Raw genomic sequence first — 25,583 nt, 5'->3', positions numbered from 1 at the left:
GCCTATCATCCGGCGCATCACTGACAGGAGACTTTTTCCATGCACGCTTGGCTTTGCACCAACCCCACCGGCGTCGAGGCCCTGGCCTGGACGGAACTGCCCACGCCCACGCCCAAGGCGGGTGAGGTGCTGATCGAGATCAAGGCCGCCAGCCTGAACTTCCCGGATCTGCTGATCGTGCAGAACAAGTACCAGATGAAGCCGCCGCTACCCTTCGTGCCCGGCTCGGAGTACGCGGGCGTGGTGCAGGCCGTGGGCGAAGGCGTCACCCACCTGCAGGTGGGCCAGAACGTGGCCTGCCTGTCGGGCACCGGGGGCTTTGGCACCCACACGATTGCACCGGCCGCGCTGTGCATGCCGCTGCCGCCGGGCTTCTCGCATGTGGATGCTGCTGCCTTCATCATGATCTACGCCACGTCCTACCATGCGCTGGTGGACCGGGCGCAGCTCAAGGCAGGCGAAACCGTGCTGGTGCTGGGCGCCGCAGGCGGCGTGGGCACCTCGGCCATCCAGATCGCCAAGGCCATGGGGGCGCGCGTGATCGCCGCCGCCTCCAGCGACGAGAAATGCGCGCTGTGCACCTCCATTGGCGCCGACGCCACCATCAACTACAGCAAGGAGAACCTGCGCGAGGCAATCAAGGCGCTGACCGATGGCAAGGGCCCCGATGTGATCTACGACCCCGTGGGCGGCGATTTCGCCGAGCCGGCGTTCCGCTCCATCGCCTGGCGCGGGCGCTACCTGGTGGTGGGCTTTGCCTCGGGCCCCATCCCGGCGCTGCCGTTCAACCTGGCGCTGCTCAAGGGCGCCTCCATCGTCGGCGTGTTCTGGGGCGACTTCGCCAAGCGCGAGCCCAAGGCCAATGCCGCCATGATGGGCGAGCTGGCGCAGTGGTACGCCAAGGGCAGGATCAAGCCCGTGATCGACCGCACCATGCCCATGGCCGAGCTGCCCGCCGCCTACGCCCACATGGGCTCGCGCGGGGTGATGGGCAAGTTGGTCATGGTCAACTGAGCGGCACCGAAAACAGACGCCATGGCGGCGTCTGTAACGGAAAGCATGGCGCTGTGTCAAACTCGCGGTTCAACGCAGCCCCTGTTACTGGTGCCCGCCCATGGCCGACCGTCAACCCTACGAAATCGCACGCGAAACGCTCAAGCAGTTGGCGGCCCGCCGACTGGCGCCCACACCGGACAACTACCTGTCCATCTACGATGAAATCGCAGGTGCGCGCAGTGCTGCGCCGTTTCCCGACGCACAGCTGGCCAGCATTCTGCGGCTGATTCCCGCCCAGACCCCGGCGCAAAAGCGCCTGCTCGGCCAGTTCGAGAAGGCCGTCACCAACAAGGACTGGAGCGGCCTGCAGAGCGTGCTCGTCGGCTATGCCAACCTGGGCCTGAGCCCTGCCGCCGCCGCGCCTGTCGAGGTGGCAACCCCCGCCCCCGTCAGCGTCCTGCCGCAGGACCTGGCCGAACTGCTGGCCCGCCTGATCGACAACCTCCTGCCAGCGCTGGGCGAGGACGATGCGCGTGTGCACGACATGGCCGGGCAGCTCACCACGTTCCTGCGCGAGCCCTCGCCGCTGATCCCCACGCTGATGCTGATGCTGGGCAACTTCACCTACCGGCTGTCGTTTGCCACCGAGGACCAGGCTGCCATCCGCGCAGGGCTGCTGGAACTGCTGCACATGGTGTTCGAGAACATCGCCGTGCTCAGCGCCGACGACCGATGGCTGCAAGGCCAGGCCGAGGCGCTGATGACGGCGTCCACCCCGCCGCTCACGCTGCGCCGGCTCGACGATGTGCAACTGCGCCTGAAGGACGTGATCTTCAAACAGACCGAGGCCAAGGCGCGCACCATGGAAGCCCAGGAGCAGATGAAGGAGCTTCTGGCCACCTTCATAGAGCGCCTGGCACTGATCACCGCGTCCAGCACCACCTACCAGGGCACCATGGAGCGCTGCGCCGACCTGATCGGCAAGGCCGCCAGCCTGCAGGAGATCGCGCCGGTGCTGGAGGAGGTGATGACCGCCACGCGCAGCATGGCCCTGGACACCAAGCTCACCCGCACCGAGCTGCTGGACCTGCGCGAGCGCACCGAGGCCAAGCACGCCGAAGTCACCAAGCTGCAGCAGGAGCTCGACCGCGCCAGCGCCCAGGCCCGGCACGACCCGCTCACCGGCACCCTCAACCGCAAGGGCCTGGACGAGGCCATGGAGCGCGAGATCGCCCGTGCCCGCCGCATGGGTGCGCCGCTGTGCTTTGCGCTGCTGGACATCGACAACTTCAAGCTCATCAACGACCGCCTGGGCCACAGTGTGGGCGACGCCGCCCTGGTGCACCTGGCGAAGGTCACGCGCGAGGTGATGCGCCCGCAGGACCTGCTGGCCCGCTACGGCGGCGAGGAGTTCGTGCTGCTGCTGCCCGACACGGCGGTGGAGGCCGGCGTGGCCGCGATGACGCGCCTGCAGCGCGAGCTGACCACGCGCTTCTTCCTGCAGGGCAGCGAAAAGATCCTGATCACCTTCAGCGCAGGCGTGGCGCAATTGCATGACTCGGAAACCAGCTTCGACGCCATCAAGCGCGCCGACCAGAGCATGTACCTGGCCAAGCGCTCGGGCAAGAACCGCGTGATGGCGGCATGAGCCCCCGCCGGTGACGCCGCAGCAACGCCGCTCGTTCCTGCTGCTGGCGGCCCATGGCGCGGCCGCCACCACCCTGCCCCGCTGGGCCTGGAGTCAGCAGCAGCGCCAGCAGAGCAACCCCTTCGCGCTGGGCGTGGGCAGCGGCGACCCCAGCGCCAACGGCGTGGTGCTCTGGACGCGCCTTGTCCCCACAGAGCCCGGCCAAGCCAGCACGCCCCTCACCGTGCAATGGGAACTGGCCGACGACGAGGGCTTCCAGCGCATCGTCCAGCGCGGCCAGGCCACGGCCCTGCCGGGCCTGGGCCACAGTGTGCATGTGGAGCTGGCCGGCCTGGCGCCAGGCCGCTGGTACCACTACCGCTTCATGCATGGCGACGCCGTGAGCGCCACCGGCCGCACGCGCACCGCGCCGGCGGCCGATGCCCTGCCCGAACGCCTGCGCGTGGCTTTTGCCTCGTGCCAGCGCTGGGAGCACGGCCACTACGCGGCCTGGCGCCATGTGCGCGCGGATGCGCCCGACCTGGTGCTCTTTCTGGGCGACTACATCTACGAGTACGCCAGCCCGCGCGACAGCACAGGCCTGGCCCGCGCGCACGGCCTGCGCCTGGCCACCACCCTGGCTGACTACCGCGACCGCTACGCGCTGCACCGGAGCGACCCGGCCCTGCAGGCCGCCCACGCCGCCTGCCCCTGGCTGGTGACCTGGGACGACCACGAGGTGCAGAACGACTACGCAGGCAGCACAGGCAAGGGCGAGCCCGAAGCCTTCCTGGCCCAGCGCAGCGCTGCCTGGCAAGCGTTCTACGAGAACATGCCCCTGCGCGCCGCCAGCCTGGTGCAGCGCGACACCACCGCCCTGCAGCTGTACCGGCGCCTGCCCTGGGGCCGCCTGGCGCAGTTGCATGTACTCGATGCCCGCCAGTACCGCAGCCTGCAGGCCTGCCGCACCGCCAGTGCCAGCGGTGCCGGCGCGGTGCGCCCCAGGGACTGCGCCGAACTGGGCGAGCCCACCCGCAGCTTCCTGGGCACCGCCCAGGAGCAGTGGCTGGATGCGGGCCTGGCGGCCGACGCAAAGGACGGCCGCACCCGCTGGAGCGTGGTCGCGCAGCAGACCCTGTTCTCGCCGCGCCACTACCCCTCGGGCGTGGTCTCCACCGACAGCTGGGACGGCTACCCCGCCGCGCGCGCCCGCCTGCTGCAGTCCATCGCGCAGCATGCCCCGCGCAACACCGTGCTGCTGGGCGGCGACATCCACCAGAACTATGTCTGCCGCGTGCTGGCCGATGCGGCGCGACCCGATGCCCCGGTGATCGCCAGCGAGTTCTGCGGCACCTCGATCAGCTCGCGCTCTGGCACCACGCAAGAGAAGGTGGACGCCGTGGTGCGCAACAGCCCGCACGTGCTGCTGGCCCGCTGCGAGCAGCGCGGCTATGGCCTGGCCGACATCACACCCACTCGCTGGACCACCACCCTGCGCGTGCTGGACGACCCGCTGCGCGAGGACAGCGGGGCCCGCACGCTGGCGCGCTTTGTTGTCGAAGACAAGCGTGCGGGGCCCGTCTCGGCCTGACCATTTGCGACCGAACCGATAGCACGCCAGTTACCGGCAGCGGCCCACCCGCGACGGTACCGGGACAAGCCCTGCTCTGCCGCCAGTGTCCGGCGCTTGTGGCATCCAGCGATGCAAAGAAAAGTACCTTGGCCGCCGGGCCGAAACCCGGCCTGCGCCTTCAACCAAGGCACACCCTCAAAACAGATCGCACAAGCAAAGCAGGAAAATTACTGCTCCGCAATCACATCCACAAAGACCAGTGGCTCGGTCCCCGTATTCGTAAGCCCGTGCGATTCGTTCTTGCGCACGATGGTCACGTCCCCAGCCTTCACCGGCACATCCCTGCCATCCTTGTCCTTGAAGGTGCCACGGCCCGAGATGATGATGTAGGTGTCCTCATTCGTCGTGTGCTTGTGATAGCCAATGGAGTCGCCAGGCTTGAGGGTAAGCCAGCTGATTTCCTTGATCGCCTGGTCCTTCAGGGCCTTGTCGCGCGTGAAGGCGTATTCACCCATCAAGGTGCCCTTCCCGCCACCGGCAGCCTCCTTGTTGACCTTGATGAGCTCCTCCTTGGTGAACACGTCAGCCAGGGCCGGTGTGGCAGCGAAGGACAGGGCCATGGCTGCGCACGCAGCCCATGCAGAAATTGCTTTTGTCATATGTCTCCAGTGTTGTTGTCGCGGCAGCGCATGGCGCACTGCCGGTGGAGATATTAGGGCCGACTGCCCAGCCTGCGCGCAGGTTGTCAGGAATCTGAAGGCCCCGTCATCCCACCAGCCTGCGCAGCGCCGATGCCAGCATCGCCACGCCCGATAGCGTGAGCATGCCCAGCACGATCTGGCGAAAGCGCGCCTCGCTGATGCCGTGGTACAGCCGCGCCCCCAGCAGCACGGGCACCAGCATGGCCGGCAGCGCCACGGCCAGGTAGGGCAGCATGGGCGCGGTGACCATGCCCGTGGCCAGGTAGGCCGCCATGGTCACGAGAAGCATGGCCAGGTTGAAGTTCTGGATCACAGCGCGCTGGGCATCCTTGTCCCAGCCGCGCAGCGTGCACCACAGGGTGGGTAGCACGCCGGTGAAGCCGCCGATGCCGCCCATCACCCCGCCCGCCATGCCGACCACCGCATCGGCCAGCCGGCCGCCGCGCGTCAGGCGCGGCAACTGTTTGGCCATCAGCATGGCCGGGCACCACAGCACCAGCAGCGTGCCCAACACCAGCTTGAAGGCGTCCATGTCCAGCCGCGGCAGCAATGCCACGCCGATGGGGATACCCGCCAGCCCGCCCAGCACGAAGGGCAGCAGGCGCAGTTTGTCGAAGCCCCGGCGCACCGAGAACGCCGCGAGCACCTGGCCCGTGAGCGAGCCGGCGACCACCAGCACGGCAGCCAGGCGCGGCTCCAGCGTCCAGGCCCAGAACGACATCGCCGTCAGGCCAAAGCCAAAGCCCGAGAGCCCCTGCACAAAGCCTGCGGCGACTGCGCCCAGCGCCACCACGATGAATACCGAATCCATTGCCTCTCCCTTGTTGTGCGGTGCCTGCCCGTCCAGCACCTGCATCGGATTGTGTTCGGTTCATATAAGTAAACCATCAGTAATTACTATTCACTCATGCGATTTTCCGCATACCCTATCCACCATGCCATCCCATGACATCGACGCCGCCCAGGCCCTGCAGGCCCGCCTGGCCTCGCGCCTGAAGATGCGACACTTGGTGCTGCTGCAGCAGATCGAAGCCCACGGCACGCTGACCCGCGTGGCGCACCACATGGCCACCAGCCAGCCCGCCATCACGCATGCATTGGCCGAAATCGAATCGATCTTCGGTGCGCCGCTGTTCGAGCGCTCCGCACGCGGCATGGTGCCCACCGCGCTCGGCACCCTGGCGCTGGCCCGTGCGCGCGCCATGCTGCAGGACCTCACCCACTGGGCGCTGGACATCGAAGCCGCCAGCGCCGGCCGAGCCGCGCACCTGCAGATCGGCGTGATCCCCTTCGTGCCCGGTCGCCTGCTGGCCGCCGCCATCGGCCAGACGCGGCCGCGCGGGCTGCGCGCCACCGTCAGCATCCACGAGGGCACCAGCGACCACCTGCTGCAGCGCCTGCGCGCGCACGAACTCGACTGCGTGATCGGCCGCGCCTCCGCAGTGCTCGACATGGATGGACTGGTGCACGAGGTGCTCTACCACCAGGAGCCCCGCCTGATTGCCCACCGCCGCCTGTCGGCGCGGCTGGCGCGGCGCCCGCTGTCATTGCCCGAGCTGGCGGAACTCGACTGGGTGCTGGGCGCACGCCAGACCCCCATGCGCGAGCAGATCACCGACTTCTTCCTGCGTGCCGGGGTGGCCCCGCCACAGGCCTATGTGGAGAGCCTGTCGTCCAAGGTGATCGGCGAGCTGATCGCGGCCAGCGAGCGCGCCGTCTCCATCGTGCCGGCCGACATCGCACAGGAGCTGGTGCGCATTGCCGGCGTGGCCATCGTGCCGCACCGCTTCGGCTGGACGCTGCCGCCCATCACGCTGTTCCAGCGCTCCCAGGGCGCGCAGTATGCGGAGGTGGCGTTGCTGGCACAGGCATTGCGCGATGCGGCGGCCGGGTTTGCAGCAGAGCAGGCCTGACCTGGGGCAGGCGCCGGTGCGGGAGACCGGGGGTTCGAGTCCGATCACGCCGTGAAAAAACAAGCCCTCTTGCGAGCGCTTGTTTTCAGCGCTTAGAACGCCGCCGTGAGCGGGTTCGGGCCGATACGCCCTTCGGCCTGGTCCAGTTGGGCGATGGCCGCCATGTCCTGTGCATCCAGCGCAAAGTCGAAGACATCGGCATTTTCGGCAATGCGGCCCGGGTTGACCGACTTCGGGATCACGACGTTGCCCACCTCAATGTGCCAGCGCACGACGACCTGGGCTGGCGTTTTGCCATGCCTGGCGGCAATGGCCTCAATGCCCGCATCCTCCAGCAACTGCCCCTGGCCCAGCGGGCTCCAGGCCTGCGTGGCGATGCCATTTGCAGCGTGGTATTCACGCAGCCGGCGCTGTTGAAAGCGCGGGTGCAGCTCGATCTGGTTGAGCACCGGTTTGGCACCGGTCTCCTGCACAAGTCGGTCAATGTGCTCGGGCTCGAAGTTGGAGACGCCGATGGAGCGCACCCGCCCTTCGGATTGCAGGCGGACAAAGGCGCGCCAGGTGTCCACGTACAGATCGCGAGAAGGGTTCGGCCAGTGGATCAGGTACAGGTCGAGCACGTCGAGGCCCAGCAGTTGCATGCTGGCATCGAAGGCACGCAGCGTGGAATCGAGGCCCTGCTCGGCGTTCCACAGCTTGGTGGTGATGAAGACCTCTTCGCGCGCCACGCCGCTGGTACGCAGGCCCTCGCCCACGCCCGCCTCGTTGCCATAGATGGCCGCGGTGTCGATATGCCGGTAGCCTGCGGCCAATGCCGCCTTCACGGCCTGTGCGGTGGCATCGGCGGGGGTGCGCCATACGCCCAGGCCTAGCTGGGGGATGGAGCGGCCATCGTTGAGTGCGAGGGAAGGATGCTGCTGGGTCATTCAGGGTTCCTGAGGGTCTTTTTCATGACAAAGGCCGCCGCAAGGCGCTTGGGGTAGCCATCTTCTCACGCATGGTGCAAGTCCTGCTGGGGACAAATCAACCGGTCGCCCAAAGCCGGCCGAGGCCGATTGCATCCATATGCAACTGCCCCAAAACCGGGATCCCCAGCGTGAAAGCACCGCGCCACCCGGCAACGGCCCAAAACGCCTCTTTCAAAGATACGTTTGCACACGTTTTGCAATTAATTAACGCAAATTAACCGCTGCGGCCACGCCACAGCGGTAGCCGGTGAAATGGTCTTCATGCCTATGATTTGCCCACAACGAACGCACACGGATGCGGGGTGGGAGAAGCATGGAACACACGATGAAAAAGGGCGTGCACCACGGTGCGCGCTGGGGAGCCCTGGGCGCATTGGCGCTGGGCCTGGCCGCCTGCGGTGGAGGCAGCACGGACAGCAGCGGCAGTGGGCAGGAGGCGTCGCAGTCTTCGTCCAACGTGGTCTATGTCCAGCACAAGTCCGCCTACGAAGCAACGGCTGCAGCGCCCAGCCAGCCGGGCGTGGCCATCAAGCCCGTCACCGCGACCTCGTCCGCGGTGGAAAACCCCGGCATGGCGGCCACGGCCGCCATCGACGGCAACCTCGGCAGCCGCTGGGGCAGCACCTTCGTGGACGATGCCTGGATCCAGTTCGACTTTGGCGCCAAGGTCGACGTGGGCTACATGAAGCTGGTCTGGGAGCGCTCCTACGGCAAGGAATACGCGCTGCAGGTCTCGCAAGATGGGAGCACCTGGACGCAGATCCGCTACGTTACCAACGGCAAGGGCGGCACCGAGGAGTTCCTGAACCTGGGCATGAGCGCGCGCTACATCCGCCTGCAGGGCGTGGCACGGGCCGGAGGCTACGGCTACTCGCTGTTCGAGGTGGAGTTCAAGACACCGGGCACCGACAACACCCAGGGAGTGGGCGCGACCTCTGCCTGGCGCTACCCGGCCAATGGCCAGGGGCTGGCGCCCTTGCCCGCCGCCCCCGAGGCTGCCGAGCTGACCCAGTTCCGCCTGGCCGACGGCACGCTGGTGACGCGCTTCGGCGCACGCGCCCTGGGCCGGCATGGCCGCGAGCGTGGTGAAGAGTGGAACGAGATCGGTTTTGGCCCCAACGACACGGTGGACCCTGTCACGGGTGCGCCCGTGGACAAGGGCCCCGGCGCGCACCTGACCTTCGTGACCCAGTATTTCCAGAACCGCACCTGGGGCATGGAGATCCTCGACAACAGCCGCGTGGCGGGCGTGACCAAGGCCACGCTGGTGGTCAACCGCTACACCACGGTGGACTTCTTGCCGGGCGACACGGCGTTCTTTCGCGCGTTCGACCGGCCCGGCGTCACCGGGTACGGCTGGATGAACCCGGGCGAGTTGGTGGACCGCAACGTCAAGGTCTGCGCACCCACGCCCTACCCGGCCAATGGCCGCCTGGCCAGCCCCGACGGCATCAACGGCCCCTGCACGCTGCGCATCAAGGACTACCCGGGCCATGGCGGCCTGGGCGCCGACGGCCTGCCCAACGGCACCAACGTGCCCTCGCGCGCGCTGGTGGCCGGCGATGCCATCGAGGTCTCCCCCGCCATGTTCAGCACGCGCGAGTCCATGTCTTCCAAGGGTGACAACGGCGGCATCCGCTACTACTCGGCCGAGTGGCTGTACGTGGTGGGCACCGGCCTCGTGCCCTGGTATGGCGTGCAGCCGCGGCTCAACTCGGCGCCGCTGCCGGCGATCACGCTCTCGGGCGGCACGGGCTCGGTCTCGTACAACTACTCGGACAACGGCGCCTCGATGTTCCAGCAGCCGTTCAACAACGTGGGCATGCAGAACATGCAGCGGTTCGTCGAGGGGCGCCGGCTGATCCACACCAGCTTCGACACCGGTGCCCACAGCGAGCCGGGCAACGACCCGTACATGCCCGCCGCCAAGCTGCAGGGCACGCACTTCAACCAGTCGGCCTGTGTGGCCTGCCACGTCAACAACGGCCGCAGCCCCGCGCCCATGCAGGTCAACCAGCGCCTGGACAGCATGTCGCTGCAGACCGCCAGCCTGGGCGATGCCGGCCAACAGCAACCGCACCCGCGCTACGGCAGCGTGCTGCAGATGAACGCCCGCGCCGCCACCGGCGAAGCGCAGGACTGGGGCAACAGCGTGCGCGTGGCCAAATTCGAGACGCGCAATGTGCGCCTGGCCGACGGCAGCGTGGTGGAGCTGCGCAAGCCCGTGCTCGGCTTCGACGGGCCTGTGCCGGCCGTGCATTCGCTGCGCGCCGCTCCGCCCATGATCGGCATGGGCCTGCTCGAAGCCGTGCCCGAGGCCGACATCCTGGCCCGCGCACGCACCGTGCCGGATGCCGATGGCGTGAAGGGCGTGCCCAACTATGTGTACGACCCCGAGAGCGGCGTGGTGCGCCTGGGCCGCTTCGGCTGGAAGGCATCCAAGGCCACTTTGCGCCAGCAGGCCTCCACGGCGCTGCTGCAGGACATGTCGGTCACGTCCACCGTCTACCCCTCGCGTGACTGCAACTACGGCCCCACCGCCTGTGCATCGGGCGTGCGCAAGCCCGGCATCACCGAGGCCGACCTGGCCTCGATCTCCAACTACCTGGCCCTGGTGGCCGTGCCGGCCCAGCGCAGCCAGGCCAGCGGCTTCCCCAAAGGAGTGGCGCCGCTGGACGAGCACCGCGTGAACCCGCAGCAGGTCACCCTGGGCGCCAGGCTGTTCGACACCCTGCGCTGCGTGGCCTGCCACACGGCCGAGATGAAGACCGGCTCGGGCCATCTGTTCGCCGAACTGCGTGACCAGACCATCCGCCCCTACACCGATCTGCTGCTGCACGACATGGGTGCCGAGCTGGCCGACAACTTCGCGCAGGGCCAGGCCACGGGCGCCCTGTGGCGCACCGCGCCGCTGTGGGGTATCGGCTATACCGAGAAGGTGATGGGCGCAGGCCAGGCCGCCAAGGTGGGCTACCTGCACGATGGCCGCGCCCGTTCGCTGACCGAGGCAGTCCTTTGGCATGGCGGCGAGGCCGATGCGGCACGCCGCCGCTTCGAGGCACTGCCCACGGCAGACCGCGAAGCGCTGCTGGCTTTCCTGCGNCCCCGCCCGCCCCTGCCGCTCAATACAAGGTCGTGCGCTGCCGCTCGGGCAGCGCCTGGTCATAGGCCGCGCCATCGAAGCTCTGGCTGATGGCCGAGAGGATGGCGCCGGGTGTGGGCACGGGCCGGGGCGCACCGGGCTCGGTGGCCTCCCACAAGCGCGAGCGCAGGATGGCGCGGGCGCACTGGAAGTACACAGCCTCCACCGCGATGCGGATCACGCACTTGGGCGGCTGGCCGCCGACCACGAAGCGCTCCATCAGATCGGGTGCTGTGGTGATGCTGGCGCGGCCATTGACCCGCAGCGTCTCGCCCACGCCGGGGATCAGGAACAGCAGCGCCACGCGCGGGTCGGCCACGATGTTGCGCAGGCTGTCCACGCGGTTGTTGCCGCGCCGCTCGGGCAGCAGAAGGGTGCGCTCGTCCAGCACCTGCACGAAGCCCGGCGCATCGCCGCGCGGCGAGGCATCGAGCCCGCCCGTGCCCGAGGTGGCCAACACCGCGAAGGGCGATGCCTCGATCATGCTGCGGTACGAGGGGTGCACGAAGCGCACCTCCTTGGACAGCGAGGCCTCGCCGGGCGTGCCGAACAAGGCTTCGAGCTGGGCAATGCTCTCGATGGAATGGGCGGTATCGACAACGGTGGCGGTCATGTCAGGTTCCAGGGGTTGATGGCGAAGATTGCGGGTGTCATGGCCGCCATGGTGCAGCGCGGCAGCGCCAGCGGCAAACGAGTTTACGGCCGCTCATGCGTGAGAAAATCACACACATGACACCCCGCCTGCCCCCGCTCAACGCCGTGCGCGCCTTTGCGGCTGCGGCGCGCCACCAGAGCTTCACGCTGGCGGCGGCCGAGCTGTTCGTCACGCATGGTGCCATCAGCCGGCAGGTGAAGACGCTCGAAGCGTTCCTGGGCGTGGCGCTGTTCGAGCGGCGGGTGCGGCAGGTCACGCTCACGCCCGAAGGGCAGCGCTTCTTTGCCGAGGTGGCCCCGGCGCTGGAACAGATCGGCGCGGCCGCCCGGGCGCTGATGGACGATGCACCCGCGCGCACGATCACCATCAACGTGCGGCCCTCGTTTGCGGTGCGCTGGGTGATTCCACGGCTGCCGGCCTTCGTGGCGCAGTTCCCCGGTATCGAGCCCAAGGTGGTCACCAGCACGGTCACGCCCGACCAGGCCCCGGAGCATTTCGACGTGGCGATCCGCCGGGGCCTGTCGGGCTGGCCGGCGTCCATCGCGGTGCAGCCCTTCTTGCAGGACGAGGCGCTGATCGTTGGAACGCCGGCGCTGCTTGCCAACGCACCCGTTGACGGCCCCCGCGACCTGGCCGCCCACGCCCTGCTGTGGTCGCGCTCGCGCCCCGACGACTGGGAGCACTGGAAGCGCCAGGTGGGCGCACCGCGCCTGCGGCCCGCAAGCCAGCTGCAGTTCGACCACCTGCACTTCGTGTTGCAGGCCGCGCAGGGTGGCCTGGGCTTTGCGCTGGCCCCGGTTTCGCTGGTGGCGCACGACCTGGCCGCTGGCCGCCTGGTGTGCCCCCTGCCCGCGCTGCGCCTGCCGCTCACGCGCCACTACTATGGCCTGGCGCCCGATGCAGCACCCGAGGCGCAGTGCTTTGCGCAGTGGCTGCAGAGCCAACTGGAAAGCAGCACAGGCCTGGGTTGAGGCTCAGACGTCGATGGCCTCGGCCGATCCCGCTTGCTTGCGCAGCTCGAACTTCTGGATCTTGCCCGTGCTGGTCTTGGGCAGCTCGCCAAACACCACGGCGCGCGGCACCTTGAAGCCGGCCAGGTGCTGCTTGCAGTGGGCCACGATGTCCTCGGGCGTGAGCGTGGCGCCGGCCTTGAGCTCGACGAAGGCGCAGGGTGTCTCGCCCCACTTGGGGTCGGGCCGGGCCACCACGGCTGCGGCCAGCACGGCGGGGTGGCGGTAGAGCACGTCTTCCACCTCGATGGAGGAGATGTTCTCGCCGCCCGAGATGATGATGTCCTTGCTGCGGTCCTTGATCTTGATGTAGCCGTCGGGGTACTGCACCGCCAGGTCGCCGCTGTGGAACCAGCCGCCGGCAAACGCCTCGTCGGTGGCCTTCGGGTTCTTGAGGTAGCCCTTCATCACGATGTTGCCCTTGAACATGATCTCGCCCATGGTCTCGCCGTCCTGCGGCACGGGCTGCAGGGTTGCGGGGTCGAGCACGCGCACGTCGCGCTCCAGGTGGTAGCGCACACCCTGGCGGGCGTTCAGGCGGGCGCGCTCGCCAATGTCCAGGTCATCCCAGGCCCCGTGCTTGGCGCACACGGTGGCGGGGCCATACACCTCGGTCAGGCCATAGACATGGGTCAGGTCGAACCCCATCTTCTCCATGCCCTCAATCATCGACGCAGGCGGCGCGGCGCCGGCCACCATGGCCTTTATGCCGGCGGGCACGCCGGCCTTCATGGCATCGGGCGCATTCACCAACATGCCGTGCACGATGGGTGCGCCGCAGTAGTGCGTGACGCCGTGCTGGCGCATGGCGTCGAAGATGGCCTGCGCCTCCACCCGGCGCAGGCAGACGTTGACCCCCGCGCGCGCCGCCACCGTCCAGGGAAAGCACCAGCCGTTGCAATGGAACATGGGCAAGGTCCAGAGGTAGACCGCGTGCTTGGGCATGTCCCACTCCAGCACGTTGCTGATGGCATTGGTGGCCGCGCCCCGATGGTGATAGACCACGCCCTTGGGGTTGCCCGTGGTGCCGCTGGTGTAGTTCAGGGCAATGGCATCCCACTCGTCGGCAGGCAGTTCCCAGGTGTGCTGCGCATCACCTGCGGCCACGAAGGCGTCGTAGTCCGTGCCGCCCAAGTTCTGCACGGCCGGGCCGTACACGGCGTCCTGCACTTCCAGCACCAGCAGCGGCGCAGCTGACTTGCGCCATGCCAGGGCCTTGGCGAGGGTGCCGGTGAACTCCGGGTCGACGATGATGGCACGGGCCTCGCCGTGGTCGAGCATGAAGGCGATGGTCTCGGGCTCCAGGCGGGTGTTGATGGCGTTGAGCACGGCGCCGGCCATCGGTACGCCGAAATGCGCTTCCACCATGGGCGGGGTGTTGGGCAGCAGTGCGGCCACGGTGTGGTTCTTGGCTATGCCGGCGCGGTTCAGGCTGCTGGCCAGCTGGCGGCAGCGCGCATAGGTCTGGCCCCAGGTCTGGCGCAATTCACCATGGACGATGGCCGGGCGGTCCGGGTAGACCTCGGCCGTGCGCTCCAGAAACCCGAGGGGCGACAGGGGCGCGAAGTTGGCCGGGTTGCGGTCCAGGTGCTGGTCGAACATGTGGGGCATGGCAGGGATTTCTTTCGCGGGGACGATGAACCGCCCTATTACAACGCAGGGTTCTGGCGGGGATCTGCGGGCGAACCCGGGGCCCGGCCAGGGATAGAGGAAAATGCAGCGGTGTCCATCCCCCAGTCATTCATCCAGGAACTGCTAGCCCGCACCGACGTGGTCGAGATCGTGGGCCGCTACGTCCAGTTGAAGAAGGGCGGGGCCAATTTCATGGGCCTGTGCCCCTTCCACGGGGAGAAGTCGCCGTCCTTCAGTGTCAGCCCCTCCAAGCAGTTCTACCACTGCTTTGGCTGCGGCAAGAACGGCAATGCCATCGGCTTTCTCATGGACCATGCGGGCATGGGCTTCGTCGAGGCGGTGCAGGACCTGGCCCAGCAGGTGGGCCTGCAGGTGCCCGACGACGACATCTCCCAGCAGGAAAAGGAGCGTGCCGCCGCCGCCCGCCAGAAGCAGGCCACCCTGACCGACGTGCTGGAAAAGGCCGGCGACGCCTACCGCCGCCAGTTGCGCGAGTCGCAGCGCGCCATTGCCTACTTTAAGGGCCGGGGCGTGTCGGGCGCGGTGGCCAAGCGCTACGGCCTGGGCTATGCGCCCGAGGGCTGGCGCAGCCTGGCCAGCGTGTTCCCGCAGTACGACGACCCGCTGCTGGAGGAAAGCGGCCTGGTCATCGTGGGCGAGGACGGGCAGGACAAGCGCTATGACCGCTTTCGCGACCGGGTGATGTTCCCCATCCGCAACGTCAAGGGTGAATGCATCGGCTTTGGTGGGCGCGTGCTGGGCGACGACAAGCCCAAATACCTCAATTCGCCTGAAACCCCGGTGTTCCACAAGGGGCGCGAGCTCTATGGCCTGTTCGAGGCGCGCACCGCCATCCGCGAGCACGGCTACGCCCTGGTCACCGAAGGGTATATGGACGTGGTGGCCCTGGCGCAGCTGGGTTTTCCGAACGCCGTGGCCACGCTGGGCACGGCTTGCACGCCCGAGCATGTGCAAAAGCTGCTGCGCTTCACCGAATCGGTGGTATTCAGCTTCGACGGCGACAACGCCGGCCGGCGCGCCGCGCGCAAGGCGTTGGACGGCGCCCTGCCCCACGCCACGGACACGCGCAGTATCAAGTTTCTGTTTCTGCCGGCCGAGCACGACCCCGACAGTTTCATCCGCGCCAACGGCACCGACGCCTTTGCCAAGCACGTGAGCGAGGCCGTGCCGCTCAGCCGCTTCCTGGTCGAGTCGGCCAGCGATGGCTGCGACCTGACCACCGCCGAGGGCCGCGCCCACATGGCCAGCAACGCCCGCCCGCTGTGGACGGCGCTGCCCGACGGCGTGCTCAAGCGCCAGTTGCTGGGCGAACTGGCCGAACTGACGCAGTTGAACGCGCGCGACCTGTCCGAGCTGTGGAACCCCGGCGGCGCCCGCGCTCCCGCCCCGGCACCGGCACCCCAGCAGCGCCCGGCACGCACGCAGGAAGCCGCCAGCCCCTATGCCGATGAGCCGCCCTGGGGCGGCGCCCCGCCCGACCTGGACGGCTGGCACCCCCCGCACGAGCCCGATTACGTGGGAGGCGGGTACCAGGGCCCGAGCGACGGCGGCCATGGCGGCTACAGCGGCGGGGGAAATAGCGCAAGCGGCAATGGCAAGCCGCCCTTTCGCAAGGGCGGCGGCAGCGACTGGGTCAACACCGGTGGCAAGTGGAAGAAAAAGGACAAGGACTCCCCCTGGGGCCCCCAGCCGCGCCTACCGCGCACACCCGCCATGGGCCGGGCAGACCACGCCGCGCGCCTGCTGCTGTCGCACATGGGCTTTCTGGAAGAACTCACACACGACGACCATGCCGCCCTGTGCGCACAGCCTTCGCCCCACGGGCTGCTGTTCACCTGGCTGGAGGGCCAGTTCCACGAGCACGGCCCCCAGGCCTGGGAGGTGCTGCGCGAGGGCCTGCGCGAGCACGAATGCGAAGACCTGGCGATGAAGGTGATGACCGGCGCCCACGCCCAGACCAAGGGCGAGTCGCAGGAACTCCGGCTGGAACTGCGCGATCTACTGAACCGGATGCTCATCGAGGACATCAAGGAACAGCAGAAAGTGCTGATCCTTCAGGCGGCCCAGGACGCGTCGGCCCTGGAGCGCTACCGTGTGCTGGAGCAAAAACGCCTGGTTTTGTTGAACGCAACCGTCAAGGTGGCTTGAAATTGCTTCAAATGGTATAATGTAGGGTTAGGCAAGAGCGACAGCAGCACCTCCGAGCCGGGCCACCGTGACAAACGCGCACAACCGCCCACCCATCGCAAGGACTGCACACCAAATGTTCGCCCAGACATCTTGCCCCTGAGGGATACCCCTCAAGCTGCAAAAGCATCGCTTTTGCAGTGCCACCCGCGCCGGGATCTGTGGCGCTTGCGTTTTCTTTGTGTCCGTTTTTGATTCTGAGGTTGTTCATGCCCGCTCAAAAGTCCGCGAAGCCATCCAAGTCAGCCCCAGTGACCGCCGCGAAGGCCGTCTCAAAAACCGCGGCCAAGGTGCCGGCCAAGGCAACTGCTTCCAAAACAGTTGCCGCGCCCGCCCCGGTCGCCAAGAAAGTGAAAACTGTGCCCTTGAACAAGTCTGCCGAGAAGACGGAAGCCCCCGAAGAACTCAAGAAAGCCCGCGCCAAGGCTGCCGTCGACGCAGACGGTGAAGAGGCCCCCAAGAAGCGCCCTGGCCGCCCCGCCAAGGTCGCAGGTGCCGCCACGGACGAGGCCAAGGTGCCGGCCAAACGCGGCCGCAAGCCCAAGGCCGCCGCCGGTGGTGCCGCGGAAAGCAGTGACGATGCCGACCTGTCGGACATCGAATCCGACCTGGAAGGTGAAGTCGAGGTCGAGGCCGAAGCCACGCCCACGGCCGAGAAGGTCAAGCCGCTGCGCATGAAGATCAGCAAGGCCAAGGAACGCGCCCTGATGAAGGAATTCGGCCTGGACGAAACCGTCCTGACCGAAGAAGACCTGGCCAAGCGCCGCTCGCGCCTGAAAACCCTGATCAAGCTGGGCAAGACGCGCGGCTACCTCACGCACGTCGAAATCTCCGACCACTTGCCCGACAAGCTGGTCGATGCCGAAACGCTCGAAGCCGTCATCACCACGCTGAACGACCTGGGCGTGGCCGTGTACGAGCAGACGCCCGATGCCGAGGCGCTGATCATCACCGACAACGCCCCCGCAGGCGCCAGTGAAGAAGAAGCCGAAGAAGCCGCCGAAGCCGCCCTGTCCACCGTGGACAGCGAATTCGGCCGCACCACCGACCCCGTGCGCATGTACATGCGCGAAATGGGCACGGTGGAGCTGCTCACCCGCGAAGGCGAAATCGAGATCGCCAAGCGCATCGAAGGCGGCCTGATGGCCATGATGGAGGCGATCAGCGCATCGCCCGCCACCATCGCCGAAATCCTCAACATGGGTGAGGAGATCCGCGAAGGCAAGGTCGTCATCTCCACCATCGTGGACGGCTTCTCCAACCCCAACGAGGCCGACGACTATGTGGCCGAAGAAGACTTCGACGAATTCGACGAAGCCGACGACGACGATGGCAAGGGCGGCTCCAAGGCGCTGACCAAGAAGCTCGAAGAGCTCAAGAAGCAGGCGCTGGAGCGCTTCGACAAGCTGCGCGACCTGTTCGAGAAGGTCCACAAGATCTACGACAAGGAAGGCTACGGCACGCCAGCGTACGTGAAGGCGCAGCACGCCCTGTCGGAAGAGCTGATGACCATCCGCTTCACCGCCAAGACCATCGAGAAGCTGTGCGACATGGTGCGCGGCCAGGTGGACGACGTGCGCAAGAAGGAGCGCGAGCTGCGCCGCATCATCGTGGACAAGTGCGGCATGCCACAAGAGACCTTCATCAAGGACTTCCCGGCCAACCTGCTGAACCTGAAGTGGGTGGAAAAGCAGGCTGCCGCCGGCAAGCCCTGGAGCACGGTGATGGCGCGCAATATCCCGCCCATCCAGGAACTGCAGCAAAAGCTGACGGACCTGCAATCGCGCGTGGTCGTGCCGCTGACCGAGCTCAAGGACATCAACAAGCGCATGAACGAGGGCGAAGCCACCTCTCGCGATGCCAAGAAGGAAATGATCGAGGCCAACCTGCGCCTCGTGATCTCCATCGCCAAGAAGTACACGAACCGCGGCCTGCAGTTCCTGGACCTGATCCAGGAGGGCAACATCGGCCTGATGAAGGCCGTGGACAAGTTCGAATACCGCCGCGGCTACAAGTTCTCGACCTACGCCACGTGGTGGATCCGCCAGGCCATCACGCGCTCGATCGCCGACCAGGCACGGACCATCCGTATCCCGGTGCACATGATCGAGACGATCAACAAGATGAACCGCATCAGCCGCCAGCATCTGCAGGAGTTCGGCTTCGAGCCCGATGCGTCCATCCTGGCGGCAAAGATGGAGATCCCGGAAGAGAAGATCCGCAAGATCATGAAGATCGCCAAGGAACCGATCTCGATGGAAACCCCCATCGGCGACGACGACGACAGCCACCTGGGCGATTTCATCGAGGACGGTGCCAACACCGCTCCCATCGATGCCGCCATGCAGGCCGGCCTGCGCGACGTGGTCAAGGACATCCTGGACGGCCTCACGCCACGAGAAGCCAAGGTGCTGCGCATGCGCTTCGGCATCGAGATGTCCACCGACCACACGCTGGAAGAAGTGGGCAAGCAGTTCGACGTAACGCGCGAACGCATCCGCCAGATAGAAGCCAAGGCGCTGCGCAAGCTGAAGCACCCCAGCCGCTCGGACAAGCTGCGCAGCTTCATCGATTCGCTGTAATCGGCCTGCCAGTGAAAGCCCCTGTCGGGGGTTTTCCGGTCCTGACGCCCTGCCCCGCATCTGCGGCGCAGGGCGTTTTTCATGGTGGCGTGGCGGCCACAGATGTCATCCGCTCCAGCGTATACCCTGATACTCTGGACAGCTGAATGACAGTTTCAGCGCACACCATTGCAGATGGATACATTCGCTTACCAAGGGAACCCATGACCGCCCACACCCCCCTGAACACACGGCGCCGGCAGGTGCTGATCCGCGCGGCTGCGCTTGCCGCGCTGGCAGCACCCTTTGGCAGCACGGTGCTGGCCCAGGCCCGCCCCCCGGCCAAGGTCGCCAAGCTGGCGGGTACGCTGCGCATCGTGATCCCCGCCAATGCCGGCGGTGGCTGGGACCAGACCGGCCGCGCACTGGGCACCGCCCTGGTGGGCGCGGGTGCCGTGGACCAGGTGGAGTACGAGAACGTCGGCGGCAAGGGCGGCACCATCGGCCTGGCCCGCTACGCCGAAAAATACGCCAACGACCCCAACACCCTGCTCATGGGCGGCATGGTGATGGTGGGCGCCGTGGCGCTGCAAAAGCCGGCGGTGGACCTCACGCAGATCCAGCCCATTGCGCGCCTGACCAGCGACTACCTGGTGGCCGCCGTGCCCGCATCGTCCCCTATCCGCACGGCCAAGGACCTGGTCGCCGCCATGAAGGCCGACCTGCCCGCCCTGCCGGTGGCTGGCGGCTCTGCAGGCGGGGTGGACCACATCTATGCGGGCGTGCTGGCCCGTGCCGCCAAGGCCAGCCCCGAGGCACTGGTCTACCGCCCGTTTGCGGGCGGCAATGAGGTGGTGGATGCCTTGGTCACCGGCAAGGCCGCCCTGGGCCTGTCGGGCTACAGTGAGTTCAGCGAAGCGATTGCCGCCGGCAAGCTGCGCGCCATCGGCGTATCGGCCCGGCGCAGCGTGTTCGGCCTGCCCGCGTTCCGCGAGCAGGGGATCGATGCTGTCATGGCCAACTGGCGCGGCGTGTTCACGGGCAAGGGGGTCTCTGCCGCCCGCCTGGCCGAGATGGTGACTGCCGTGGAAGCCGCCACCGTGCATGAATCGTGGGTGCGCACCCTGAAAACCAACAAGTGGGATGCATCCTGGCTCACCGGCAAGGACCTGACCGAGTTCATGGAACTGGACCTGACCACCGCGCGTGTGATGGTCTACCTGCTCAAGCTCAAAGCCTGACCCTCCCTTCGCGAGGCTCTTGCATCGCACCGCCTACCCGCTGCCGACACTTAGGACCTCCTGATGAAAATGTCCCGCTACTCCATCGGCACGCGCATGGCCGGTGCATTGGGCCTGGTGCTGGCGCTGATGATCGGCGCAGCGCTGTTCGGCATTGCCGCGCTGTACAGCACGCTGGGTACCTACGACAGCACGGTGCAGCAGCGCGTGGCCCAGGAGCGCGCCGTGACGCGCATGGAGAGCGAGTTCAAGACCCAGGTGATGGAGTGGAAGAACACGCTGCTGCGCGGCGAGGATTCGCGCAAGCGTGAACTGCACTGGAACGCCTTCCAAGCCAGCGAAAAACGCGTGGCCGACGACGCCAAGGCCCTGGCACCGCAGCTGGTGGACAGCAGCGAGCGCGCTGCGCTGCAGAAGTTCTTCGATGCCCATACGCAGATGGCCCAGGGCTACCGCAAGGGCTTCGAAGCCTTCCAGTCGCTCGGCTTCGTGGCCTCGGCCGGCGATGCCGATGTGGCCGACATCGACCAGGGCCCTGCCAAGCTGTTGGGCGAACTGAGCCGCCAGGTGGCCGACAGCAGCGCTGCCATTGCGCAGCAGGCCGCGCAGGATGCGCGCCGCGCCTTGGTCAGCAGCCTGGTGGCGCTGGCGCTGGTGAGCGCACTGGGGGTGTTTGCCGGCTGGGTGCTCACGCGCTCGGTGGTGGGCCCGCTGCGCGTGGCCGTGTCCCTGGCCAACAAGGTGGCCGCAGGCGACCTGACGACCACCATAGTCACAGAAGGCAATGACGAACCCGCGCGCCTGCTGCAGGCCCTGGCCGCCATGCAGGAAAACCTGGAGCGCGTGGTTTCTGGCGTTCGTACCAATGCCGAAGGCGTGGCCAGCGCCAGCGCCGAGATCGCGCAGGGCAACACCGACCTGAGCATGCGCACCGAAGACCAGGCCTCGTCGCTGGACGAAACCTCCTCCTCCATGCAGCAGTTGCAGCAGACCGTGCAGAACAACGCGGCGAACGCCCAGCGGGCGAACGAACTGGCCAAGAGCGGCGCCTCGGTCGCCGAGCGCGGCGGCCAGGTGGTGGGCCAGATGGTCGAGGTGGTGCAGGGCATCCAGGAAAGCTCGCGCAAGATCGCCGACATCATCGGCGTCATCGACGGCATCGCCTTCCAGACCAACATCCTTGCGCTCAACGCCGCCGTGGAAGCCGCACGCGCGGGCGAACAGGGCCGCGGCTTTGCCGTGGTGGCCAGCGAGGTGCGCAGCCTGGCCACGCGCAGTGCCAGCGCCGCGCGCGAGATCAAGGCACTGATCCAGACCAGCGTGGAGCGCGTGGAAGCAGGCTCGAGCCTGGCACGCAATGCCGGCAGCACCATGGGCGAGGTGGTCCAGTCCATCGGCGGCGTGAGCACGCTGATGGAAGAGATCAGCCAGGCCAGCGCCGAGCAGACCAACGATATGCTGCGCGTGACCCAGGCCATCGTGCGCATGGATGACGCCACGCAGCAGAACGCCGCGCTGGTGGAACAAAGCGCAGCCGCCGCCGGCAGCCTGAGCGGCCAGGCGCATCAGTTGGTGGAGGCTGTGGCGGTGTTCCGGCTGCGCTGATCAAGACGTGGCAGGTGAGGGGCCAGCAGCCTCGCGCGCTACCGCATCCCACAGCGCCTCGGCGGCGCGCCCCATCTGCACGTGGGAGCGGTACACCCGGATCTCCAGCTCGATGCTCCACTGCGGCGAGGCCGCAGCGCAGGCCAGCCGCCCCGCTGACAGATCGTCGACCACAAGACTCTGGGGCAACCAGGCAATGCCCCGGCCCTCGAGTGCCATCGTGCGCAGCACGGAAGCCAGGTGGGCCGTGAAAACCGTCTGCGTCGAGAGCTTTCCGAGCGCACCGTCGATGGTCTTGTGCAGGATATTGCCAAGCCCCGATTCCGCACTGTAGGCCAGCAAGGGCGCAACCGCACCGGAGCGCTCCAGGCCATAGAGGGCGGCACCGTCCGGCCCTACGGCGCACACGGGCCGCAAGACATCGGTACCGACGCAGACCGATGGATAGGCCTGCGCGTGCAACAGGCTGGGGGCCTGCGCATGGGCATGGCACAGCACGAACTGCACCTTGCTCTGGGCCAGCAGCGCCTCGCAGCGGTGCAGCATGTCGGACTCCAGCTGCAGGGTCCCGGCCATGGTGTGCGCGCCATAGCTGCGCAGCCACCCCGGCATGAAGGTCAGCGACAACGCATGGGTCGCGGCAAAGCGCAGGCTCTTCGAATTCGCCTCGGCCACGGCGCGCGCCGCGCCGGGCAGGCGCGCCACCTCGGCGAGCAGCTCGGGCGCAACGCCTTGAAACCACTGGCCCGCCTCCGTCAGCCTGACCGGCTGCGTGCTGCGGTCGAACAGCTCCACCCCCAGCCACTCCTCCAAGGCACGCACGCGGCGACCGAAGGCAGGCTGCGTCATGTGGCGGTCTTCTGCGGCGCGGGAAAAATTTCCGACGGCGGCAAGGACCAGGAAATCCTCCAGCCAGGAGATGTTCATAACAAGCCCGCTGTGCTCTGAAAGCACTGAAGAGAACAAAAACGGCATTGGTCAAACACCGCGCGGTTGCGGATCATACCCATCCCGTCACCCGTTGTGACACCCCGTTTCGACACCCGGAGCACCGCATGAAAATCGTTGAGATCAGAGAGAAGACCATCCCCATCAGTTCGCCCATCCGCAACGCCTACATCGACTTCAGCAAGATGACGCTGAGCCTGGTGGCGGTAGTCACCGACGTGATCCGCGATGGCAAGCCAGTGGTGGGATACGGCTTCAACTCCAACGGCCGCTATGGCCAGGGCAAGCTCATGCGCGAGCGCTTCATCCCCCGCGTGCTCGAAGCCAGCCCCGAATCACTGATCGACGACAGCGGCAAGAACCTCGACCCGCACAAGATCTGGAACGCCATGTTCACCAACGAGAAGCCCGGCGGCCACGGCGAGCGCTCCGTGGCCATCGGCACCATCGACATGGCTGTGTGGGACGCGGTGGCCAAGATCGAAGGCAAGCCGCTGTTCCAGCTGTTGGCCGACCGCTATGGCAACGGTACACCCAATCGCAAGATCTTCGTCTATGCCGCCGGCGGCTACTACTACCCCGGCCAGGACCACGGCAAGCTGAAAGACGAGATGAAGAGCTACATCGACCGCGGCTACACCGTGGTCAAGAAGAAGATCGGCGGCGCTTCGCTCGACGAAGACCTGCGCCGCATCGACTCCATCATGGAAGTGCTGCAGGATGGCCAGAAGCTGTGCGTGGATGCCAATGGCCGCTTCGACCTGGACACCGCCATCCAGTACGCCAAGGCGCTCTCGCAATACGACCTGTTCTGGTACGAGGAGCCCGGTGACCCACTCGATTTCGAATTGCAGGCCACCTTGCGCAACTACTACAAGAACCCCATGGCCACAGGTGAAGACCTGTTCTCCATGCAGGACGCGCGCAACCTGATCCGCTATGGCGGCATGCGCCCTGACCGCGACTGGCTGCAGTTCGACTGCGCACTGAGCTACGGCCTGGTGGAGTACCTGCGCACGCTGGACATGCTCAAGGAACACGGCTGGTCCGCGAGCCGCTGCATCCCGCATGGCGGGCACCAGATGTCGCTGAACATCGCGGCCGGCCTGGGCCTGGGCGGCAACGAGTCCTACCCGGACCTGTTCCAGCCGTTCGGCGGCTTCCCCGACGGAGTGAAGGTGGTCGACGGCCACGTCACGCTGCCCGACCTGCCCGGCATCGGCTTCGAAGGCAAGGCCGACCTGTATGCGCAGATGCAGGCCCTGTCGGCCTGATCACTCCCCTCAAAAACAGAACCTGAAGGAGACAAAGCCATGGGCATTTTGAAGCAAGGGGCTGCAGCCGCAGCCATCGGACTGGTTGCGATCAGCATCAGCACAACCGCATGGGCGGAATTTCCGGACAAGCCAATTACCTTGGTCGTCCCCTTTTCTGCTGGCGGCCCCAGCGACAAAATTGCCCGTGATCTGGCAGAGGCCCTGCGCAAGCCTTTGGCCCAGACCGTGATCGTCGACAACACTGCGGGCGCGGGAGGCACCATCGGTGCGGCGCGCGTCGCACGTGCCTCGCCGGATGGCTATACCCTGCTGGTGCACCACATCGGCATCTCCACCGCACCAGCGCTCTACAAGAAGCTGCCCTACAAAACGCTGGAAGACTTCGAGTACCTCGGGCTCATCAACGAAGCGCCTTCGACCCTGATCGGCAAGCCAGGCCTGGCGGCCAGCAACTTTGCGGAGCTTCGCAAATGGATCAGCGCGAATGACGGAAAGGTCAACCTCGCGAATGCCGGCGTGGGCTCGGCATCCCACCTGTGCGGACTGGTGCTGCAGGCCACCCTGCAATCGAAGATGGTCTTCGTTCCCTACAAGGGAACGGCGCCTGCCATGACCGACCTGATGGGTGGACAGGTGGACCTGATGTGCGAGCAGGCCACCAACGCTGTGCCCCAGATCGAAGCGAAGAAGGTCAAGGTCTTTGGCGTCACCAGCAAGCAGCGGATGGCATTGCCCGCGCTTGCCCAGGTGAACACGCTGGCGGAAGCAGGCCTGGCCGGCTTCGAGATGTCGGTGTGGCATGGCGTGTACGCCCCCAAGGGCACGCCACCGGCCGTGCTGGCCAGGCTGAATGCCGCCATCCGCACAGCGCTCAAGGACCCCGAACTCATCCAGCGCGAGGAGGCACTCGGCGTGCGCATCGTGACCGACGCGCGTCTGGACCCCGCGGAGCACAAGAAATACGTAGAGGGCGAAATGAACCGCTGGGCCAGGATCATCAAGGACTCCGGGGAAACTGCGGACTGACAGCCTAAGCCGGGTTGCGGATCGAATCGACCGAGGACACCACGGGCTGCCAAGCCTTGCGGCGACTCAGAACGGCACTTTGCCCAACCAGATGTCCCGGTACATCGCCCAGTCGCCCATGAAGCTGTACAGCGGCCGCTTGAAGCTGGCCGGCTTGTTCTTCTCGAAGCCGAAGTGCCCCACCCACGCAAAGCCATAGCCGCACAGCAGGCCGACCAGCAAAAAGGACGGCTGCCGCGTGGCCACAGCCCAGGCCAGGCACAGGAGTGACAGGGTCGAGCCCACGAAATGCAGGCGCCGGCAGGTGCGGTTGCTGTGCTCGGTCAGGTAGAAAGGGTAGAACTCCGCAAAGCTCTTGAAGGCGCGCGGGTCGGTGGGGGTCGTGGGTGCAGCGCTGAAGTCCATGGCTTGTCTCCGTAGGTTTTCGTTGTCTGCGCTTTATACGCCCAAGTGCACTGCACAAGCGTGCCGGGTTTGACAGCAGACAGGGGCAATGTTTT

The 25,583-nt window shown here is 66.9% G+C and carries 18 protein-coding genes and 1 pseudogene; 12 read left to right on the top strand and 7 right to left on the bottom strand.

The genetic code is table 11. The features are described from left to right. Positions 1-39 precede the first annotated feature (39 nt). From ASE28_RS25190 to ASE28_RS25180, 3 genes are all read left to right on the top strand, one after another. The gene (locus tag ASE28_RS25190; RefSeq protein WP_057268959.1) at positions 40-1,014 is read left to right on the top strand and encodes an NADPH:quinone oxidoreductase family protein; all 975 of its coding nucleotides are present in this window, start codon (positions 40-42) and stop codon (positions 1,012-1,014) included. 100 nt (positions 1,015-1,114) lie between these two features. Next, the gene (locus tag ASE28_RS25185; RefSeq protein WP_057205322.1) at positions 1,115-2,644 is read left to right on the top strand and encodes a GGDEF domain-containing protein; all 1,530 of its coding nucleotides are present in this window, start codon (positions 1,115-1,117) and stop codon (positions 2,642-2,644) included. 10 nt (positions 2,645-2,654) lie between these two features. Then, entirely contained in the window at positions 2,655-4,214 is a 1,560-nt protein-coding gene (locus tag ASE28_RS25180; protein ID WP_057268958.1) for an alkaline phosphatase, read from the top strand. A gap of 209 nt (positions 4,215-4,423) precedes the next feature. Here the strand turns inward: ASE28_RS25180 and ASE28_RS25175 are convergent, their stop codons facing one another. Together ASE28_RS25175 and ASE28_RS25170 are read right to left on the bottom strand one after the other, a co-directional pair. After that, on the bottom strand, positions 4,424-4,816 hold the full coding sequence (locus ASE28_RS25175) for a cupin domain-containing protein (protein ID WP_057268957.1): 393 nt from the start codon (positions 4,814-4,816) through the stop codon (positions 4,424-4,426). A 145-nt stretch (positions 4,817-4,961) separates the two neighbouring features. Next, entirely contained in the window at positions 4,962-5,708 is a 747-nt protein-coding gene (locus tag ASE28_RS25170; protein WP_057268976.1) for a sulfite exporter TauE/SafE family protein, read from the bottom strand. A 124-nt stretch (positions 5,709-5,832) separates the two neighbouring features. On the opposite strand from ASE28_RS25170, the gene ASE28_RS25165 reads away from it, so the two are divergent. Then, on the top strand, positions 5,833-6,810 hold the full coding sequence (locus ASE28_RS25165; protein ID WP_057268956.1) for a LysR substrate-binding domain-containing protein: 978 nt from the start codon (positions 5,833-5,835) through the stop codon (positions 6,808-6,810). 92 nt (positions 6,811-6,902) lie between these two features. On the opposite strand, the gene ASE28_RS25160 is transcribed toward ASE28_RS25165, so the two are convergent. Continuing rightward, positions 6,903-7,736: an aldo/keto reductase gene (locus tag ASE28_RS25160; protein WP_057268955.1), complete on the bottom strand. Its 834-nt coding sequence runs from the start codon at positions 7,734-7,736 to the stop codon at positions 6,903-6,905. 337 nt (positions 7,737-8,073) lie between these two features. Between ASE28_RS25160 and ASE28_RS25155 the strand changes: the two are divergent. Further along, positions 8,074-10,880 (top strand): annotated as a pseudogene (locus ASE28_RS25155) (di-heme oxidoredictase family protein); the annotation flags it as partial. Between the two features lie 20 nt (positions 10,881-10,900). Here the strand turns inward: ASE28_RS25155 and ASE28_RS25150 are convergent. Further along, positions 10,901-11,533, bottom strand: coding sequence for a pyridoxamine 5'-phosphate oxidase family protein (locus ASE28_RS25150; protein ID WP_057268954.1), 633 nt, complete (start codon positions 11,531-11,533; stop codon positions 10,901-10,903). A 116-nt stretch (positions 11,534-11,649) separates the two neighbouring features. Here ASE28_RS25150 and gcvA point away from each other — a divergent pair, with 116 nt between their 5' ends. Further along, a complete protein-coding gene (gene gcvA, locus ASE28_RS25145; protein ID WP_057268953.1) occupies positions 11,650-12,546 on the top strand; it encodes a transcriptional regulator GcvA in 897 nt (298 codons plus the stop codon). A 3-nt stretch (positions 12,547-12,549) separates the two neighbouring features. Here gcvA and ASE28_RS25140 read toward each other — a convergent pair whose 3' ends face one another. After that, positions 12,550-14,196, bottom strand: a complete 1,647-nt coding sequence (locus ASE28_RS25140) for an acyl-CoA synthetase (RefSeq protein WP_057268952.1) — start codon at positions 14,194-14,196, stop codon at positions 12,550-12,552. A gap of 111 nt (positions 14,197-14,307) precedes the next feature. On the opposite strand from ASE28_RS25140, the gene dnaG reads away from it, so the two are divergent. The 4 genes from dnaG to ASE28_RS25120 all read left to right on the top strand — a co-directional run bounded on the left by dnaG (position 14,308) and on the right by ASE28_RS25120 (position 21,832). After that, positions 14,308-16,386 (top strand): DNA primase, encoded by a 2,079-nt coding sequence (dnaG, locus tag ASE28_RS25135; protein WP_057268951.1) that lies wholly within the window; start codon positions 14,308-14,310, stop codon positions 16,384-16,386. Positions 16,387-16,634: 248 nt separating this feature from the next. After that, complete coding sequence (rpoD, locus tag ASE28_RS25130) at positions 16,635-19,007, top strand: RNA polymerase sigma factor RpoD (RefSeq protein WP_057202584.1); 2,373 nt, start codon at positions 16,635-16,637, stop codon at positions 19,005-19,007. A gap of 203 nt (positions 19,008-19,210) precedes the next feature. Next, entirely contained in the window at positions 19,211-20,227 is a 1,017-nt protein-coding gene (locus ASE28_RS25125; protein WP_157422126.1) for a tripartite tricarboxylate transporter substrate binding protein, read from the top strand. Between the two features lie 63 nt (positions 20,228-20,290). Then, entirely contained in the window at positions 20,291-21,832 is a 1,542-nt protein-coding gene (locus tag ASE28_RS25120) for a methyl-accepting chemotaxis protein (protein ID WP_057268950.1), read from the top strand. Here ASE28_RS25120 and ASE28_RS25115 read toward each other — a convergent pair whose 3' ends face one another. Further along, a complete protein-coding gene (locus ASE28_RS25115; RefSeq protein ID WP_057268949.1) occupies positions 21,833-22,759 on the bottom strand; it encodes a LysR family transcriptional regulator in 927 nt (308 codons plus the stop codon). A gap of 128 nt (positions 22,760-22,887) precedes the next feature. Here ASE28_RS25115 and ASE28_RS25110 point away from each other — a divergent pair, with 128 nt between their 5' ends. Both ASE28_RS25110 and ASE28_RS25105 read left to right on the top strand, forming a co-directional pair. Further along, positions 22,888-24,054, top strand: a complete 1,167-nt coding sequence (locus ASE28_RS25110) for a mandelate racemase/muconate lactonizing enzyme family protein (RefSeq protein WP_057268948.1) — start codon at positions 22,888-22,890, stop codon at positions 24,052-24,054. A 39-nt stretch (positions 24,055-24,093) separates the two neighbouring features. Next, positions 24,094-25,083 (top strand): tripartite tricarboxylate transporter substrate-binding protein, encoded by a 990-nt coding sequence (locus ASE28_RS25105; protein WP_057268947.1) that lies wholly within the window; start codon positions 24,094-24,096, stop codon positions 25,081-25,083. A gap of 66 nt (positions 25,084-25,149) precedes the next feature. Here the strand turns inward: ASE28_RS25105 and ASE28_RS25100 are convergent, their stop codons facing one another. Next, entirely contained in the window at positions 25,150-25,488 is a 339-nt protein-coding gene (locus ASE28_RS25100) for an Mpo1-like protein (RefSeq protein WP_057268946.1), read from the bottom strand. Between the last annotated feature and the right edge of the window lie 95 nt (positions 25,489-25,583).

The sequence above is a fragment of the Acidovorax sp. Root219 genome (assembly GCF_001428665.1).
GTDB lineage: Bacteria > Pseudomonadota > Gammaproteobacteria > Burkholderiales > Burkholderiaceae_C > Acidovorax.
The sequence above is the reverse complement of the archived record's forward strand: the minus strand, read 5'-3'. Positions and strand labels throughout refer to the sequence as shown.